General features: G+C 38.6%; 13 protein-coding genes. 8 read left to right on the forward strand and 5 right to left on the reverse strand.

Features of this window, described 5'->3' with window-relative positions:
• Nucleotides 1-141: 141 nt before the first annotated feature.
• A complete protein-coding gene (locus J7I90_RS15925) occupies nt 142-885 on the reverse strand; it encodes a L,D-transpeptidase family protein (protein ID WP_214772814.1) in 744 nt (247 codons plus the stop codon).
• A 224-nt stretch (nt 886-1,109) separates the two neighbouring features.
• On the opposite strand from J7I90_RS15925, the gene J7I90_RS15930 reads away from it, so the two are divergent.
• On the forward strand, nt 1,110-1,562 hold the full coding sequence (locus J7I90_RS15930) for a YueI family protein (RefSeq protein WP_214772815.1): 453 nt from the start codon (nt 1,110-1,112) through the stop codon (nt 1,560-1,562).
• A gap of 245 nt (nt 1,563-1,807) precedes the next feature.
• Here the strand turns inward: J7I90_RS15930 and J7I90_RS15935 are convergent, their stop codons facing one another.
• On the reverse strand, nt 1,808-2,875 hold the full coding sequence (locus tag J7I90_RS15935; RefSeq protein ID WP_214772816.1) for an AI-2E family transporter: 1,068 nt from the start codon (nt 2,873-2,875) through the stop codon (nt 1,808-1,810).
• Nucleotides 2,876-3,374: 499 nt separating this feature from the next.
• Nucleotides 3,375-4,643 carry an L-lactate MFS transporter gene (locus tag J7I90_RS15940; RefSeq protein WP_101225408.1) on the reverse strand — a complete coding sequence of 423 codons (1,269 nt, stop codon included), beginning with the start codon at nt 4,641-4,643 and terminating at the stop codon, nt 3,375-3,377.
• A gap of 640 nt (nt 4,644-5,283) precedes the next feature.
• On the opposite strand from J7I90_RS15940, the gene J7I90_RS15945 reads away from it, so the two are divergent.
• Entirely contained in the window at nt 5,284-6,372 is a 1,089-nt protein-coding gene (locus J7I90_RS15945) for a branched-chain amino acid aminotransferase (RefSeq protein WP_214772817.1), read from the forward strand.
• Nucleotides 6,373-6,411: 39 nt separating this feature from the next.
• Here J7I90_RS15945 and J7I90_RS27430 read toward each other — a convergent pair whose 3' ends face one another.
• Nucleotides 6,412-7,098, reverse strand: a complete 687-nt coding sequence (locus J7I90_RS27430) for a response regulator transcription factor (RefSeq protein WP_251025312.1) — start codon at nt 7,096-7,098, stop codon at nt 6,412-6,414.
• Nucleotides 7,099-7,236: 138 nt separating this feature from the next.
• On the opposite strand from J7I90_RS27430, the gene J7I90_RS15955 reads away from it, so the two are divergent.
• Complete coding sequence (locus J7I90_RS15955; RefSeq protein ID WP_048680743.1) at nt 7,237-8,124, forward strand: R2-like ligand-binding oxidase; 888 nt, start codon at nt 7,237-7,239, stop codon at nt 8,122-8,124.
• A gap of 129 nt (nt 8,125-8,253) precedes the next feature.
• On the forward strand, nt 8,254-9,465 hold the full coding sequence (locus tag J7I90_RS15960; protein WP_214772818.1) for an iron-containing alcohol dehydrogenase: 1,212 nt from the start codon (nt 8,254-8,256) through the stop codon (nt 9,463-9,465).
• Nucleotides 9,466-9,589: 124 nt separating this feature from the next.
• Here J7I90_RS15960 and J7I90_RS15965 read toward each other — a convergent pair whose 3' ends face one another.
• Nucleotides 9,590-9,844 (reverse strand): alpha/beta-type small acid-soluble spore protein, encoded by a 255-nt coding sequence (locus J7I90_RS15965; RefSeq protein ID WP_054395714.1) that lies wholly within the window; start codon nt 9,842-9,844, stop codon nt 9,590-9,592.
• A gap of 137 nt (nt 9,845-9,981) precedes the next feature.
• Here J7I90_RS15965 and J7I90_RS15970 point away from each other — a divergent pair, with 137 nt between their 5' ends.
• The 4 genes from J7I90_RS15970 (at nt 9,982) to J7I90_RS15985 (ending at nt 15,908) form a co-directional block, all read left to right on the forward strand.
• Complete coding sequence (locus tag J7I90_RS15970; protein ID WP_214772819.1) at nt 9,982-10,716, forward strand: YqcI/YcgG family protein; 735 nt, start codon at nt 9,982-9,984, stop codon at nt 10,714-10,716.
• Nucleotides 10,717-10,841: 125 nt separating this feature from the next.
• A complete protein-coding gene (locus J7I90_RS15975) occupies nt 10,842-11,516 on the forward strand; it encodes an FMN-dependent NADH-azoreductase (protein ID WP_285289437.1) in 675 nt (224 codons plus the stop codon).
• Between the two features lie 116 nt (nt 11,517-11,632).
• A complete protein-coding gene (gene pepF / locus J7I90_RS15980) occupies nt 11,633-13,429 on the forward strand; it encodes an oligoendopeptidase F (RefSeq protein ID WP_214772821.1) in 1,797 nt (598 codons plus the stop codon).
• 232 nt (nt 13,430-13,661) lie between these two features.
• Complete coding sequence (locus tag J7I90_RS15985; protein ID WP_214772822.1) at nt 13,662-15,908, forward strand: AAA domain-containing protein; 2,247 nt, start codon at nt 13,662-13,664, stop codon at nt 15,906-15,908.
• Nucleotides 15,909-16,166 lie beyond the last annotated feature (258 nt).

Consider the following 16,166-nt stretch of genomic DNA (forward strand, 5'->3'; position numbering starts at 1 on the left):
ATTAGCTGTTGATGTATAAATTATAACATAAAGTCAATATCCGATGGTGGAAAATTAAAGACGATATGGGTAATAATGTATAGGTTGTACTGTTAAAATATAAAAAAGATATCCTCTAATCAGTGGATATCAGTGAGAAAATTATTTAAGTCCTAGTGCTTTTTTTGTTTTTGGTCCGACGATTCCATCAGAAGTAAGTTTTTTGGACTTTTGGAATTTCTTTACGGCTGTTTCGGTGTTTTTTCCAAATGACCCATCTACTCCTTTAGTGCTGTATCCAAGTTTAGTTAATCTTTTTTGCAGTTCGATAACTTGGGGGCCGCTGCTTCCTTTCTTCAAGGTAGCGTTTGTATTTACCGGCAGGCTCACAGATCCGCTCACTTTAAATCCATTCGTGGCAGCTATGTTGGCAAATGATTTATTCGAACTGGCAATCAATACTACAGTGTTCATTCTCACCTTTTCGTAAAGCCATTGTACATCATTGTTATACATACGAATACAACCGGCACTTATATATTTCCCGATGGTTGTAGAATCATTATTGCCGTGTATTGCGTACGTATTTCCTGGTGTATTCCTTGCATTGATCCCCAGCCATCTTTTACCTAGAGGATTTTTTGGGTCTCCGCCTCTAATGTTGCCTTTATAATAGGGACGATTCACAATCTTTGTCACCACTTTAAACTTTCCTTCAGGAGTGTAAGAGGCTTTCTTACCTGTCGCCACGATGAATACCCTCACCAATTTATCATTTTCGTAATAGGCAAGCTGATTATTGGCTTTATTGATGATAATCAGTTGTCTTGCTGCCGCACCTGAAGTATTACTGAACCCCAAAAAACTAAAGGCGAAAATCAATACAAATACAATTAATTTTTTCATGTTTTTCCCCGTCCCTCATATAAGCAACCTACATTTACACATATACTATCCTATGCATGAAGTAAGGCTAAAGTGACATTTTTTTAAAAAAAGGGTAGACTAATTAACTATGGGAAAAGTCAAACTTAGATCCAATTTCACTTTTATGCATATCGAAAGAAGATGGGCACTATTTTTGGCCATATTACATACATTATTGAAGTGAAAGCGGAGGTGGGTAAGAATTGTCACGCCTAAAGGTGGAGGACTATCTAGAACAAGGCATTCATGGACCAAAAGAAATCAAGGCTGGTGAACGAAGGGAATTTCTGGGCACATTACGGGAACGCGTAGTCATCGTCCTAAAAAGAAGCCAAGTCTTTGAAACGAATGTATACCCGGAGATAGAGCAAATGATGAAGCAGTATCCCCATTCAAATTTGTTTTTAAATGGTCAGATGGACTATCAATATCTAGGAAAATATATTAAATTGGCAATGAGTCATGATATTCCATACAAAATCGTCCTAAACAAAGATCATAACTCCGATTTGGGTCTGGTGTTAGCGGAAAGTAACGCCATAAACAAAGAAGAAATTTATATAGAGAAGCAAATTCATGCCCAGCAAGTCATCAAAAAGAAAAGCTTCACAGCGTTTTTTAAACGCTGTGTTAAAAAATTATTAAAAAAACGTTGATGCAACTATCAACGTTTTTAGTTTGTCTGAAGAAGAGTTCGGAATGGGCTACCTAACCATGATAGTAAGAATTGGGTTACCTTAATAATTTTTACGGATTTATGAAATTAACTGGAACTTTTTTTGAAAGAAAAAACTGTAGGTGAATTCTCTTTCTTAAGAGTTTGTCTACAATCTGGAACGAGTGATATTTGTTTTTATTTTTAAGCGCTCTTTTAATTAAGTGTTTATACAACCTATCCTGTTTATGTAACTCTTTTCCGTAACTTATAAAACTTCCTGAAATTTCCTATAATTGTTTTTACTACGGAATAGGTAGGGATAGCGATTAAAATACCGATGAATCCGTATATTGATCCAGCAGCAAGCAGCAATAGAATAATGGTAAGCGGGTGAATGTTAAGCCGTTTCCCCATAATATTCGGTGTAACCAAGTGCCCTTCGACCTGTTGAACAACAGTAAGGACAATGAGTACCTTCACTGCCAGCCCAATGTCTTGTTGTAAGGCAATGAAAAGGGCGGGGATGATGCTTATTAATGGACCAAGGAATGGTACAACGGTAAAAATCATGGCGAATAAGGCCAATACGAGTGCATAATCGAGACCGATAATAAGGTAACCAACATACATCAAAGTCCCTATGACGATTGATATGATGAATTGACCGATAATATAAGTTGAGAGGGCTTTATCGACGTCTTTTAAAATCGTGTTCCCCTCTGATTCTACATCGTTCGGTATGTATTTTAATAGAAATGGTCGTAATTTATCTCCATCCTTCAAGAAATAGAATAAAATGAATGGTGTAATGACCAATACTGTTAATACACTAGTTATAGTTGATAAAATGGTATTGACATTCCCGATGAGCTTTTCCGAATAATCTTTCAAATGCGTGACCGCTTTTTCTTTCAACTCTTCCATATTTACCATGCCAAAATCATTTTTTTCTATCATGACTTCAGATTCTTTAGAGAATTCCTTGACTTTGCCGGGGAGGTTTTCAGATAATTTTTGAAATTGGTCAACGATTACAGGACTTCCAAAGTAACTTACCATCCCAATCATGCTAAATATAATCAAAAACACGGTGAAGATGCTAGCTGACCTCGGGATAAATTCAGTTAACAAGTTAACGACCGGCCGTAATATATAATATAAAAGCCCAGCCACAATAATAGGAAAAAACATGGCAGCAATGATTTTTTGCAGCGGCAGCAGAACATAATCAATCTTACCCAGTAAAAAAATAATTAAAATGATCAAAATGATTGCGCAAGCATATTTGAAAAACGGTTTATTGATCCACAAGAAAATCCCCCCTAATTCCATCTCTTACTTGATTCCCTGATTTAGCTTAATGTTAAACTAAATAACTTGATTAAATGTTCGGTGCAAAACTTTTAGATGGATGAAAGTTTGTCATTCAGCTTTTATTCGATTGTGTTTCAATTTTAAAACTTAAAAGCAATATTAACTGACCAACTGTTTATTAAATGGAAGTTCGTACTTTTTAAATTTTTTTTGGAATTCAAATAGCTATATCCGGAAAAAAAGAAGTTGATATATGGAAACAAAAACAAGACTTTCACTGTAAAAAGAAGGACATATTAATATATATCGGCAATTTTGACTTTTACCTGTCTTTACGTGCATAAGTCGATAATCTGAATTTATGCTCACAACTGCCCCCAGGTGAGATGACCTAATCCATATGATATTCCAATGTACATACTAAAAAGGCATCATCAAAGGTAAATTCCGGTTATGGAACTTTACTTGATCATGCCTTTTTATAATGGTTCTTAAATTAGGATATTTTACTGAATGTGTTCGTTACTCCTTGTTTCTGTTCTGTTTGCATTTTTTTTATGTCGAGACGTAACCAGATGGAAATGGCGAATGCTATCGCAATCAATGCTGCGAAAACGTAGAATACCGGAATGTAACTGTTCGTACTTTCCCTGATTGCAGTAACCAACATTGGGCCGCAAACCCCGCCTAGAGACCATGTAGTTAAAAGATAACCGTGGATGGCACCGATTTCCTTAGTGCCAAATAAATCCCCGGCAAATGCAGGGAGATTAGAAAATCCTCCTCCATAACAACTAACGACCAATAAGATGAGTCCTTGGAACAATAGTGTATTTGTAGTCGTTGGAAGTAAAAGGAACGCACCGATCTGTATGATGAAGAAAATGACGAAAACATTTGGACGGCCAATATAATCAGATGCCGCTGCCCAGCCAAGTCTTCCTCCGCCATTAAAGATTCCCATTATTCCGACTAATGTTGCTGCACCTGCCACTGACAGCCCGACAACGTCTTGAGCCATAGGTGAAGCAACCGAAATCATCATGATCCCTGCACTTGTATTGATCAATTTCATGGACCATAACATCCAGAAGTGTTTAGTTTTAACCGCTTCTTTTGCAGTTAATTGCCTTAAGTCTTTTTTCAGTTCTTTCTTACCGGACTCAATATCTTTCTTCATTCCTTCAGGCAGCCAGTTGGCTTTTGGAGGTGCAATATAGGAGGCCCCTAAGAACATCAGTATGAAATAGCCTGCGCCTAAAATATAATATGTAGTATATATGCCGACGGATTCCATAAGGCTTGCAGCGACTGGGGCTGTAATGAGAGCTCCGGCACCGAAACCTAATACTGCCATTCCTGTTGCCAATCCCCTGCGATCTGGGAACCATTTGACTAAAGTGGATACTGGTGAAATGTACCCGATTCCCATACCAAGACCACTTAACACCCCATAAGTCAATAGGTAGAGCGGAAGTGAATCGACCATTACCGCTAAACCGGAACCGGCTTGTCCTAATCCGAATAATACAGCCGCGACCATAGCTGACTTTCGTGGTCCATTTTTTTCTACGAACTTGCCAAAGAAGGCAGCAGAAGTTCCTGCAAGCGCCATCATTATTGTGAATGCTAACGTTACTTCAGTTTCTGACCACCCCATGGTTTCGACTAATGGTTTTTTGTAAACGCTATATGCGTATGCACCGCCAATGGATAGGTGAATGGCGATAGCGGATAAAGCGATTAACCATCTGTTTTTTGTCATCTTGTTACCCCTTTTCTTCAAAATTAAGAAAGTAGCATGCGTTTTATCTATAATATAAGGTTTTGCATGCGTTTCATCTATCTTGTTGAATAAGTATATAAGAATATTATTTAGTAGTAAACTACTAAATTGAAATTCATGTAAAATTTTCCTCGTGCTTAGAGTTGGAAAAAACACTTTATGGATTCGGATTAAAATGTTATATATTCTAAGGATTTTAATATACATATAAGGTTTGCAGGTATTGCTGAGGTGTATTATTCACGAATCTGCCCAAAAGTCTTTTCATTTAGCGATTTTCCTGATTACAAAAAGGGAAACGATTGAATTTACTCTAAAGGTGCGATGAACCAGAATTATTCTCATTGGCTTTAAAGTGATTATTTTGATAAAATTAATATAATATTCAAGACATATAAGCGTACCACTCGGAATTGATATTTTTAGTGGTTTCAGGAATAATTGATTCTTTTTTCAGGAATCATAGTCTGGAAATCAAAGAAAAACCAATTTATTTTAAAAAATTCCGAAAATTTCGTCTTAAAGGCTTGAACTATGATTCCTTATAGGAGTAAACTAATGAAAGATAGATTTTATGGAAGTGAAATCTTGTAAATTTAATCAACAAGGGGTTTTGGTAATGAAGGAACATGACATGCAAATCACGCTTAGTACAACAAAGAAAGAAAAACCACAAGCGGACCAGCTTGAGTTCGGTAAGCAGTTTACCGATCATATGTTTATTATGGATTACACACAAGGGCAAGGGTGGCATGATCCAAGAATTGTTCCTTATCAACCGCTCTCATTGGAGCCGTCAGCTATGATTTTTCACTATGGTCAATCCGTTTTTGAAGGATTGAAGGCATATGCTACACCAGAGGATGAAATTATCTTATTCCGTCCGGAAAAGAATTTCCAACGCTTAAATAGTTCGAATAGCCGATTATGCATACCGGATGTCGACGTTGATTTCGCGTTGAAGGCCTTAAAGACTTTAATTAGCGTTGATAAGGATTGGGTTCCCCAGGCAGAAGGGACATCTTTATATATCAGGCCATTCATTATAGCTACTGAGCCTTATCTTGGAGTATCTCCATCGAATAAGTATCAGTTCATCATCATCATGTCACCAGTGGGATCGTATTATAAAGAAGGCATCCATCCAGTTAAAATTGCAGTGGAGTCAGCTTTTACACGTGCAGTTAATGGAGGTACAGGTGAAGCCAAAACGGGCGGTAATTATGCATCGAGCCTAAAAGCCCAGGAAGTATCCGAAAAGATGGGTTATGCTCAAGTTCTTTGGTTAGACGGAGTGGAGAAAAAATATATCGAAGAAGTTGGAAGTATGAATGTTTTCTTCAAAATTAATGGTGAAATCATCACCCCTGCTTTAAATGGAAGCATCCTTCCGGGTATTACTCGTGATTCCATTATAGAATTGCTGAAACATTGGGGTCTTCCCGTGTCGGAAAGACGCATCTCGATGGAGGAAGTCCATGAAGCCTATAAATTGGGTCACTTGGAAGAGGCCTTTGGAACGGGAACAGCCGCGGTCATATCACCAATTGGTGAATTTTTGTGGAATGGTGAAGAAATGCTTGTTCAAAGCGGAGAAACGGGCGAACTTTCCAGAAAGCTTTATGATACACTGACAGGTGTCCAAACAGGTAAAGTCGCAGACGAGTTGAACTGGACTACTAAAGTTGAAGAAAAAGTGACTCAATGATACTTAAAAAAACCTTCTTTGAAGGTTTTTTTTTTGCTTTCAAATAATCATTTTGTGCCTTATGGCAACTGCGACGGCCTCGGTCCGGTGATTCACTCCCAATTTCCTGATGGCAGAAGAAATATGATCTCTGACAGTAAATTCACTAACGCTCATTTTAGATGCCATTTGCTTTAATCCCATCCCATTCGCTAAATATTGAAGGACCTCCACTTCACGTTTGCTTAGAAGGTAAGTGGGAGGGGCGGAATCGAATGTTGAACTGACAGCCAGTTTCAAATAATGGGAAAGCTTCATTAAATCATTCTTGGTAACGGGCTTGTTGGCGTGGATGGGGTCAACCAACACTAAACCGATGGCCAAGTCATTCACAATTATCGGAATGATTGCCAATGAAGTGATGGAAAATCTTTTGACGTATTTTGCAGGGATGGAGGATTTCGCATGCTGGATGGTTAAGTATATGGGCTTGTTATGGATGACTGCTTGGTGGATCGGGTATATATCATGAATATTTTCCCTGACATTATGTAGTGAAAAGGTACCTTCAACTGTACATGCACAAATTCCTTCACCCATTCCTGTTAAACATGAGTAACTGAATAAAGATGCTCGTTGAAATGAAAAAAAATCCACACAGCCCTTTACGATCATTTGTGATTTATTTGCCATATCTTTTTGTTGGGAAATCTTTTTTACATGTTTCATCAGAGTTTCCTCAAGCATTCGACTTAATTCCTCCCTACATTTTCAGTACTAGGATAAATGCTACTAATATCTTACAATATAATGAAAACTCTTACAAATTTAAAAATCCTTAGAGATTCAAAAGTTTAAAGTTCATAATTTCAAGGAGGCATTACCATGAAAAGAAAGAGTTTAACGACAACAAGCAGGAGTTTTAGAGAAGATACCCTACCATTTAAACTTTACCAAAAGGCAAAGAAATTCGGTATATGGAATCCTCGAGACATTGATTTCAGCCAGGATAAAGAAGATTGGAAGTCATTTACTGACATTGAAAGGGAAGTGTTATTACGGATCATTTCCCTTTTTCAGGGCGGGGAAGAAGCCGTGACTTTGGATTTGCTGCCGCTCATAATGACAATAGCCAAAGAAGGCCGGATCGAAGAAGAAATGTACTTAACGACATTTTTGTTCGAGGAAGCGAAGCATATGGAGTTCTTTCGCTACACATTAGATCAAATTGGTGAAACGGGTGATTTGACGGTTTATCACTCAGACACTTATAAATCGATTTTTTATGAAATTTTGCCTGAAACGATGGAGAAACTTTTAACCGATCAATCACCAGAAGCCTTGGCAGAAGCAGCCACTGTTTATAATATGTTTACCGAAGGCGTTCTTGCAGAAACTGGATATTTCGGGTTCTATCAGACTCTCGAAGCTAATAAAATGATGCCTGGTTTATTAAAAGGTGTGGGTTTTTTGAAGAAGGATGAATCACGCCATATTGCATATGGGACTTTCCTGCTGCAGCGAATCATCAGTGAACATCCACATATCTTTAAACAGGTTGAAAAGAGGATGGAGGAGCTTTCACCACTGGCCATCACGTTAAATACGGAGGGATATGATCGGTTAGGAAATCCCTTTGGTAATGACCAACAAGCTGTATTGAATTTTACCCTGAAACAATTATCAGTGCGGATGGAGATATTAGCCAGGGCAAAAGGGAAAGGGATTGAAGAAATCTATCAAAGCAATGAAAAGGAATATGGGGTTTTGTAATGCAGAAATAAGATACAAGCATACTGTGAGTTTACATTTGTTAAAGGGATGGCCATTAGGAACTTGAATGCAGCGTATGGACGATCCTTAACTGCGAATATACTATTTAATCCGAGGTGAAAAAACGATATGAAGGTAAATGCTCATTCGAATTTTTGGTTAAGGTCTTCTGTTTACAGTGGCACTAACACTCGTTCACTCATTCCGGGCCTATTCAATGGTCTTGGGGCAACAAGGATTCTGCTCGTGAGCGATGCTGGCTTGGAAAATGCCGGCGTCGTTAAAAAAGTTACCGAAACTTTTGAGCAGCAGAAATTAGGTGCCAAAGCTGAAATAGTTGGACAGTTTATTGATGTTACACAAGACGCAGCGAGTAAATGTGTAAACGAAGCATTGAATTATGCACGCGAAGTTCATGCCGATGCCATCCTTGCCATTGGCGGAGGGAGCGTCATCGATACCGCAAAAGCATTGAAATACGGATTATATAAAAACATTACGGATATAAATGATTCAATACCAAGCGGTTTTCTATATGAGGGTTTTCCAAAAGCACAATCCATGAATATCCCGCATATTTCCGTAGCCACAACAGCAGGGACGGGTTCTGAAGTGTCCCCGATCGCAGTCATATATAATGAACATAAAAAAGTAAAAATGAATATATACAATGTATTTTTAAGTTCGGATGTAGCGATTCTAGATCCCGAGTTAACAGTCGGACTGCCGTCTGACATTACGGCGTTTACTGGTGCAGATGCATTGACACATGCAATTGAAGCGATCATTTCACCTGCTGCGACATCAATAACCGATGCATATGCATTTCAGGCCATTAGAGTTATTGAAAGAAATTTACCGAGGGCCGTAAAGGATGGAACGAATATTGAAGCTAGAATGGAAATGCTTCATGGAAGCATGATGGGAATCACTGCATTTTGCAGTGCATTGAATGCGATTCCGGTTCATAACTTTGCCCATGCATATGGGGCGTTATTCCGTATTCCGCATGGACTGGCCAATGCAGTATTATTACCGGTCGTCATGGAATCAATCCCGGATTTATACCTTGAAAAGGCCCATTTGATAGCTGAAGCCTTTAGTGTGAAAATACAGGATGAAGATTCAAAAGGAATCTTAGCGAAAGTGGTAGAAAAGCTACGTGCCTTCCTATTTGATCTTGGGCTGCCCTGCGACTTCAGCGCCTATGGAATTAACCAGTCGGATATGGAAAGGATTCTGAAAGCAGTAATGACCGATCCAGCTGCCGCTAATTACCCGATGTCGGAGGAATTAATAATGTCGGTTGTTTCAAGAGTTTCACCGGTAAGAATTAACTGATACTAAAAAAGCCAGCCCGTAAAGGTTGGCTTTTATTACGTTGTAACGATTAAGCACCAAAATTTCACATCCAAACAGTTCATTCCGTTATTTGATGTCTAAGAACTACAGTGATAGACTCTGGTTAATGTTTTTTTCCTAAGTTTTCCTGTGCCATCTTTATAAGTTCCTTGACCATGCCCCCGCCTAATTTTCCACCTATTTTTCCATTCTGCTTGGATGTCAGTTCACCGTTATAGTCTTTTTTCAACGGTACGCCAATTTCTTTTGCTACTTCAAACTTTGCCTCTTCGGGATTCTTTGTACCAGCGATTTTGGCTTTTAAATCATCAAGGCCTTGTCGCGCTTCAGATACTAGTATTTTCCTTCTCCTTGCCATGTAACAACCAACCTCCTATTTTTTCTTAGGTTATCCTAATGAAGTGAAAATGATAAACCTGATTTGCAATCCGAAGAAGTTTTAGTTTATTTAAAGCGGGTAACATATAATAAAACGACGATTTAAGGAGAAAAATGATGCTGACTGCGAATTCAAGTTTATTAACAAAAGAAGATATGACAAATCCCGATCGAGTGCCGCAATGGCTAATCAAGGAATATCAAACATTCCATGAAACAGTGACCGATAAAACCTTTCCTTGTTATTTTGGTATGAAAGCTGAAAATAAAGGGGAACTTCGTTATGCTTATATCACACAGGAAGATTGGTCCAATCTCCCAAAAGCAGTGGAAAGCTTTCTTGATTTATTTCAGGAACCACCATATATAAGGCATGGACTTTTCGTTTTTATGGAGCCTGAATCGATAGAGGGTGATATAGAATTTTACCGTAAAAGGTTTTGGGAGATCCTGCAATACCTGCATGAAGCGGATGTAAAACCTTGGCCAATTGAAAAGCCTAAAGATCCGGATCATTATTTATGGGACTATCATTTTGCCGGGGAACCAATCTTTGTCTTTGGTAATGCACCCGCTTATAAACAGCGTAAAACTCGCGATTTAGGAAATAGCCTCGTCCTTGGATTCCAGCCCCGGATGATCTTTGAAGGCTTGGAAGGAACGGAAAAAGGCGGAATCATGTCGCGTGAAAAGGTCCGGGAACGAGTTGAGAAATGGGATAATCTCCCAAAGCATCCTGATATCAGTCACTTTGGCGATGTAAATCATAATGAATGGAAACAATTTTTCATAGGGGATGATATAGAACCGATAAAAGGTAAGTGTCCCTTCCATCATAAACAATTACCGTAACCGTGAGCAAATTGCTCTCGGTTTTTTTGCGTTTGAAAATAAAAAACATAATCCTTGCCTTATTGGATTTTCAGTTTTATAATGTGAAAGTAGCAATTGCAGTTAATTCGAGATATATGGATTAAATGCTATTTTTTATAAAATATACAAAATTAACAATTGGGGGAACGAAAATGTCTAAAGTATTGTTTGTTAAATCAAATGACCGCCCAGCGGATCAAGCTATCAGTGTCAAAATGTATGAAACGTTTTTGAACGCATATAAGGAAGCAAATAGTAGCGATGAAATAACTGAATTGGATTTATTTGAATTGAATTTGCCTTATTACGGAAATACTGCAATCACTGCCTTATATAAACGCAACCAAGGCATGGAATTGACTGAAGAAGAAGTGGAAATTGCTGATATTGTGCAACAATACTTGAATCAATTCCTTGCTGCCGATAAAGTGGTATTTGCCTTCCCGCTATGGAACGCAACGGTTCCGGCACCATTGGTAACTTATATTTCTTATCTTGCCCAAGCGGGAACAACATTCAAATATACAGCTGAAGGCCCAGTTGGCTTAGCCGGAGATAAAAAAGTGGCCTTACTTAATGCACGCGGATCCGATTATGCATTGCCTGGAATGGAAGCCGGCGAAATGGCAGAGAAATACGTAACGATGAATCTAAACTTATGGGGTATTAAAAATCCAGAAACGGTCGTAATCGAGGGACATAATCAATACCCAGATCGCTCACAGGATATCGTTGCAGAAGGATTGGCGAAAGTTGCTGAAACTGCAGCAACTTTCTAATTTTTTTAAAGAAAACCAGTATGTATTTTTAGCATACTGGTTTTTCTATGCAGATTTTTCTGAAAGTCGATTATAATAAAGGGTAAGCTATAAGCATGAAAGGAAGTGCAGACGATATGCAAACGTTTAAATCACGTGACGAATTAAAGATAGAAGAAACTTGGAATTTAAAGGATATTTACGAAGATCAGGCTAATTGGGAAAAAGATTATCAAGAAGTCCTGAAGATGACAGAAAAATTAAAAACTTACGATGGCCATATTCAGTCAGCTCAAGATTTATTCGAGTATTTACGGTTAAGTGAGGAAGTTGGCTACATTTATAACAAGCTATATGTATTTGCCATGCTTCAAGCCGATTTGGATACACGGGTCACCTCATCACAAGCATTGCTGGATCGAGCTGGTAAGTTAGGGCAGAAAATAAGTAATGCTTCTGCATTCTTCATGCCGTTTCTACTAAGCCTGGAAGAACAAACATTAAAAGGGTACATAAATGAAGTCGAGGGTTTGAAATATTTTGAAGAGGATTTACTGGATTCTTTCCGCTATAAAGCCCATGTATTAACGAAAGAACAAGAAGAGGTGCTTTCCCAAATAGGCGAAGCCTTTTCAGCTCCACAAAAAACGTTCGGAATGATCAACAATGCGGATATAAAATTTGGGGAAGTTACGAATGAAGACGGCGAGAAGGTAGAGCTGACGCGAGGAATGTATTCCAAATTGATTGAAGATGATGATCGGAATAAAAGAAAAGAGGCTTATTTCGCATATTATCAGCCATATGTACAATTGAAGAATACAATCGCTTCCACACTTGCAACGGCAATCAAAAATAATGTGAATCTTTCAAAGCTAAGAAATTATCCATCTGCCTTGGAAAAATCCTTATTTGGAGATCAAGTTCCAAAAGAGGTTTATGATAATCTGATTATGTCTACTAAGCAAAATATCGGACCCATGCATAAATACATTCATTTAAGAAAAAAATTGCTGGGTGTAGAAGAATTGCGTGCTTATGATTTAAGTGTACCATTAGTCGAAGGGGCTAAAGAGGAGATTTCTTACGATGATGGTTTTGCTTTGATGGTGGAGGCACTAAAGCCACTTGGCGAAGAGTATATCACAATCCTTAAAACCTTTAAGGAAAACAGGTATATCGACGTCAGGGAAACACCTGGAAAACGTTCAGGTGCTTACAATTTAGGACTTTATGGTGTTCACCCTTTCATCCTATTAAATCATCGTGATGATTTAGACAGTGTATTTACACTTGCACATGAATCTGGACATGGCATGCATTCATACTATAGCTCAAAATACCAACCGCAAATAAGTGCTGGGTATTCCATTTTTGTCGCTGAAGTTGCTTCCACTGTGAATGAAATCCTTTTGATTCGCCATTTAATTAAGACAACAAAAGACGTACAAAAGAAAAAACATTTACTTAACCATTTCATAGATAGTTTTAAAGGGACATTCTTCACACAAGTGATGTTTGCGGAGTTCGAAAAGATTGTACATGAAAAAGCTGAAAATGAAGAACCTCTAAATGCCGAGGTTTTTAATACAGCCTATGAATCGATATTTCGTGCATATAATGGAGACGAAATAAGTTTCGATGAAGAAGTGAAGTATGGCTGGTCACGCATCCCACACTTTTATCGTCCATTTTATGTCTACAAATATGCTACTGGTTACGTTTCAGCCATTACGATCGCTGATAAGATCCTTGCTGGGGACAAAAAAACACTTGAAAGTTATTTGACTTTCTTGAAAAGCGGGAGTTCCGATTTCCCATTGGAGCTGCTTAAGAAAACAGGAGTGGATTTAACGAAACCTGAGCCAATCGAAAATGCAATGAAGATTTTCAGTGATCTCGTCGACCAATTCAGTGAGTTGACAGAAGGCTAATCTAAACCATTTCTTCCAAAAGAGCCCATGGTATGTGTGTATAAAAAATGCTATAGTTAAAACATTGGCGTATGAAAGGCCCAATCAATAGATTGGGCCTTATTTTATATGCAAAAGAAACAGGTAATTCGCGAAAAAAGTCATGATGACAGCGTTATTTTCAACATCGGAGCCTAGCCAATGGGCCAGTTTCTTCGTACTACAATGGCATATTTTGTGAGGAAAGTGAAAAATGAATACGACAGTTAATTATATAAAAGAATGGCAGCAGGCACTTCAACTTGAAATCCTGCATTTGAAAAAATATGGCAGCACAAAATACTTGGTTTCGAACGGCCATCAGCTTACAAGTGACGGTTCCTTCAACTATTATTTTGAAACAGGTTCATCGGTAAAAATCCCTGTCGGTTCACTCGTTCGACTTGAATGGGGAGGGATTAAACAGGATGGAAGGATCCTCTCATCGGAAGGGAAAAGTATAATCATTGTTTTTGATCGCTCGTTAGGCGATATCATCGGAGAAGCCTTTTTATACCATGACCCCTGGGAATTGCTGGAGCAATTGATCATCCGCTTGGATGAAATCAAGAGAAGTAAAAGGAAAAGGCTTCGAATCAAGCGCCTGATGGATCCGTCCATGCCGCAAAAACATCCTTTAACTGAAAAACAAAGCAGCGTGAAAGAATTGTATGCCCGCTCGAAGCTCAATCCAGTCACTTTTGTTTGGGGACCGCCTGGAACAGGAAAAACCTATACTTTGGCCCGTACAGTAGCCAATCATTATTTACAAGCTAAAAAAGTTCTGGTTTTGTCCCATAGCAACCAGGCTGTGGATGTTTTGATGGCTGAAATTTCATCATTCATTAAAAAGAAAGATCGTTTCATAGAAGGTGATGTGCTTCGCTATGGATCTCAAATCGGTGAATCACTAGCTATCCATGATGATATTGTTACGGGGCAATTATTAGGTAAACATGAACCGACATTAATTAAAGAAAAAGAAGAACTTGGCGAAGAGAAACGCCTTTTAAAATATGACTTGGCAGGATCCTTCAGTAAAAGGGATACAGATCAGTTAATTGAGATAGAGAAAAAGCTGGCCAAAGTCTTGGAGAAAATCCGCCAAAAAGAGGTTCAATTCGTAAAAGAAGCAAAAGTAATCGGGACGACCTTAGCTAAAGCCGCAAATGACGAAACGGTTTATCAAAAGGAGTATGATCTGGTCATCTTGGATGAAGCGAGTATGGCTTACGTTCCTCAGGTGGCTTTTGCTGCAGCGTTAGCCAAGCATATTATCGTTTGTGGTGATTTCAAACAATTGCCGCCCATTGCTTCGGCTCGTGATTCCCTCGTGAAACTTTGGCTGAAGGAAGACATATTTCATCGGGCCGGTGTCGCCCAGTCTGTTGAAGAAGGAGAACTCCATCCCCATTTATTCCTATTAAAGGAACAGCGCCGCATGCATCCGGATATTTCGGCTTTCACTAATCGTGTCGTCTATAATGATTTTGTTGGCGATCATAAAAGTGTTGCGACTAGCAGGGAGGGCATAATGCTGGCGGAACCGTTTGCCAATAGGGCAGCGGTGCTTCTGGATACTAGCTTAGCAGGGGAATATTGCATCACTGAACGGACATCCCACTCGCGAATGAATTTATGGCAATTGCTTTTATCTTTTCAGCTGATTCATGAAGCTTATGTGGGCGGTTCAAGGTCAATTGGTTATGTTGCACCATATCGGGCTCAGGCAGAATTAATGGAAAAACTATTGGATGACTTATATGAAAAAGAACGGCAAACTGCGGATATCATCGCTGCAACTGTACATCGTTTCCAGGGAAGTGAACGTGAGATGATGATTTTTGACACAGTAGATAGTTATCCGCAAAACAGGGCTGGAATGTTATTGACAGGAAGAGAAAGTGAAAGGCTGATTAACGTGGCCATAACAAGGACTAAGGGTAAGTTTGTACATGTATGTGACACTTCGTTTGTTAACAAACACGTTTATCGCAGTAAAACACTTCGTCAGCTTGTCGATCATCAAATTCAAAATGATCAGATTGTATCAAAGAAAGACATTGGAAAATGGGTTAACCACCAGCACCCGAAATTACGATGGATGCATGCCCGTAAATTGGGGGACTTTCAGGAAGATATTGAATCAACCAAACATGACATGGTTATCGCTATACCGGATTTGAACAGTTTGTCGGAAGAATGGCAGCAATATTTAATGAAACGGAACCCTGCAGTGAAATTGACAATCATATCAGCAAAAAGAAATCCTGATATCAACTCGGATCATTTTATTTGTTCACCTATTTCCTTTTCCTTTATCATCTTTGATCATCGAGTTATCTGGCTAGGTTTGCCCGTAGAGTCCAATAATCGGGTTCATCCCCCATTTATAGCGGCTCGTCTGGATTCGGAAATAATGGCGGATGAATTACTATCTCAATTCAAAAAAAGTGAATAGCTTTGGAAAGCCCTATAAAAGGGCTTTTCTTTTTTACATATATTCCTTAAATGAACTCGGTAGAATAAATAAAGACCATTTTGAGCCACTTTCGTCCTTTATGTATTAAACCAAACACCTCGCTAGAATATACTATTTACTTTTACTCCCCAATTTGGATTCAACTCCTTATATTTTCTGTTAAAGGCTGCAAACTAAACTAACAAAGCGAGCGTTTAAGGCGACTTTCGACTGGTTATGATTTACGATTAAGTTATG

This window comes from Bacillus sp. ISL-57, assembly GCF_018613135.1.
GTDB lineage: Bacteria > Bacillota > Bacilli > Bacillales > DSM-1321 > Peribacillus > Peribacillus frigoritolerans.

Coding starts and splice junctions, on each gene's coding strand:
- J7I90_RS27430 (WP_251025312.1), bottom strand. CDS start 7,098: ATGCTTGAGGAAACTCTGATGAAACATGTAAAAAAGATTTCCCAACAA.
- J7I90_RS15940 (WP_101225408.1), bottom strand. CDS start 4,643: ATGACAAAAAACAGATGGTTAATCGCTTTATCCGCTATCGCCATTCAC.
- J7I90_RS15925 (WP_214772814.1), bottom strand. CDS start 885: ATGAAAAAATTAATTGTATTTGTATTGATTTTCGCCTTTAGTTTTTTG.
- J7I90_RS15985 (WP_214772822.1), top strand. CDS start 13,662: ATGAATACGACAGTTAATTATATAAAAGAATGGCAGCAGGCACTTCAA.
- pepF (WP_214772821.1), top strand. CDS start 11,633: ATGCAAACGTTTAAATCACGTGACGAATTAAAGATAGAAGAAACTTGG.
- J7I90_RS15975 (WP_285289437.1), top strand. CDS start 10,842: ATGCTATTTTTTATAAAATATACAAAATTAACAATTGGGGGAACGAAA.
- J7I90_RS15970 (WP_214772819.1), top strand. CDS start 9,982: ATGCTGACTGCGAATTCAAGTTTATTAACAAAAGAAGATATGACAAAT.
- J7I90_RS15965 (WP_054395714.1), bottom strand. CDS start 9,844: ATGGCAAGGAGAAGGAAAATACTAGTATCTGAAGCGCGACAAGGCCTT.
- J7I90_RS15955 (WP_048680743.1), top strand. CDS start 7,237: ATGAAAAGAAAGAGTTTAACGACAACAAGCAGGAGTTTTAGAGAAGAT.
- J7I90_RS15960 (WP_214772818.1), top strand. CDS start 8,254: ATGAAGGTAAATGCTCATTCGAATTTTTGGTTAAGGTCTTCTGTTTAC.
- J7I90_RS15945 (WP_214772817.1), top strand. CDS start 5,284: ATGAAGGAACATGACATGCAAATCACGCTTAGTACAACAAAGAAAGAA.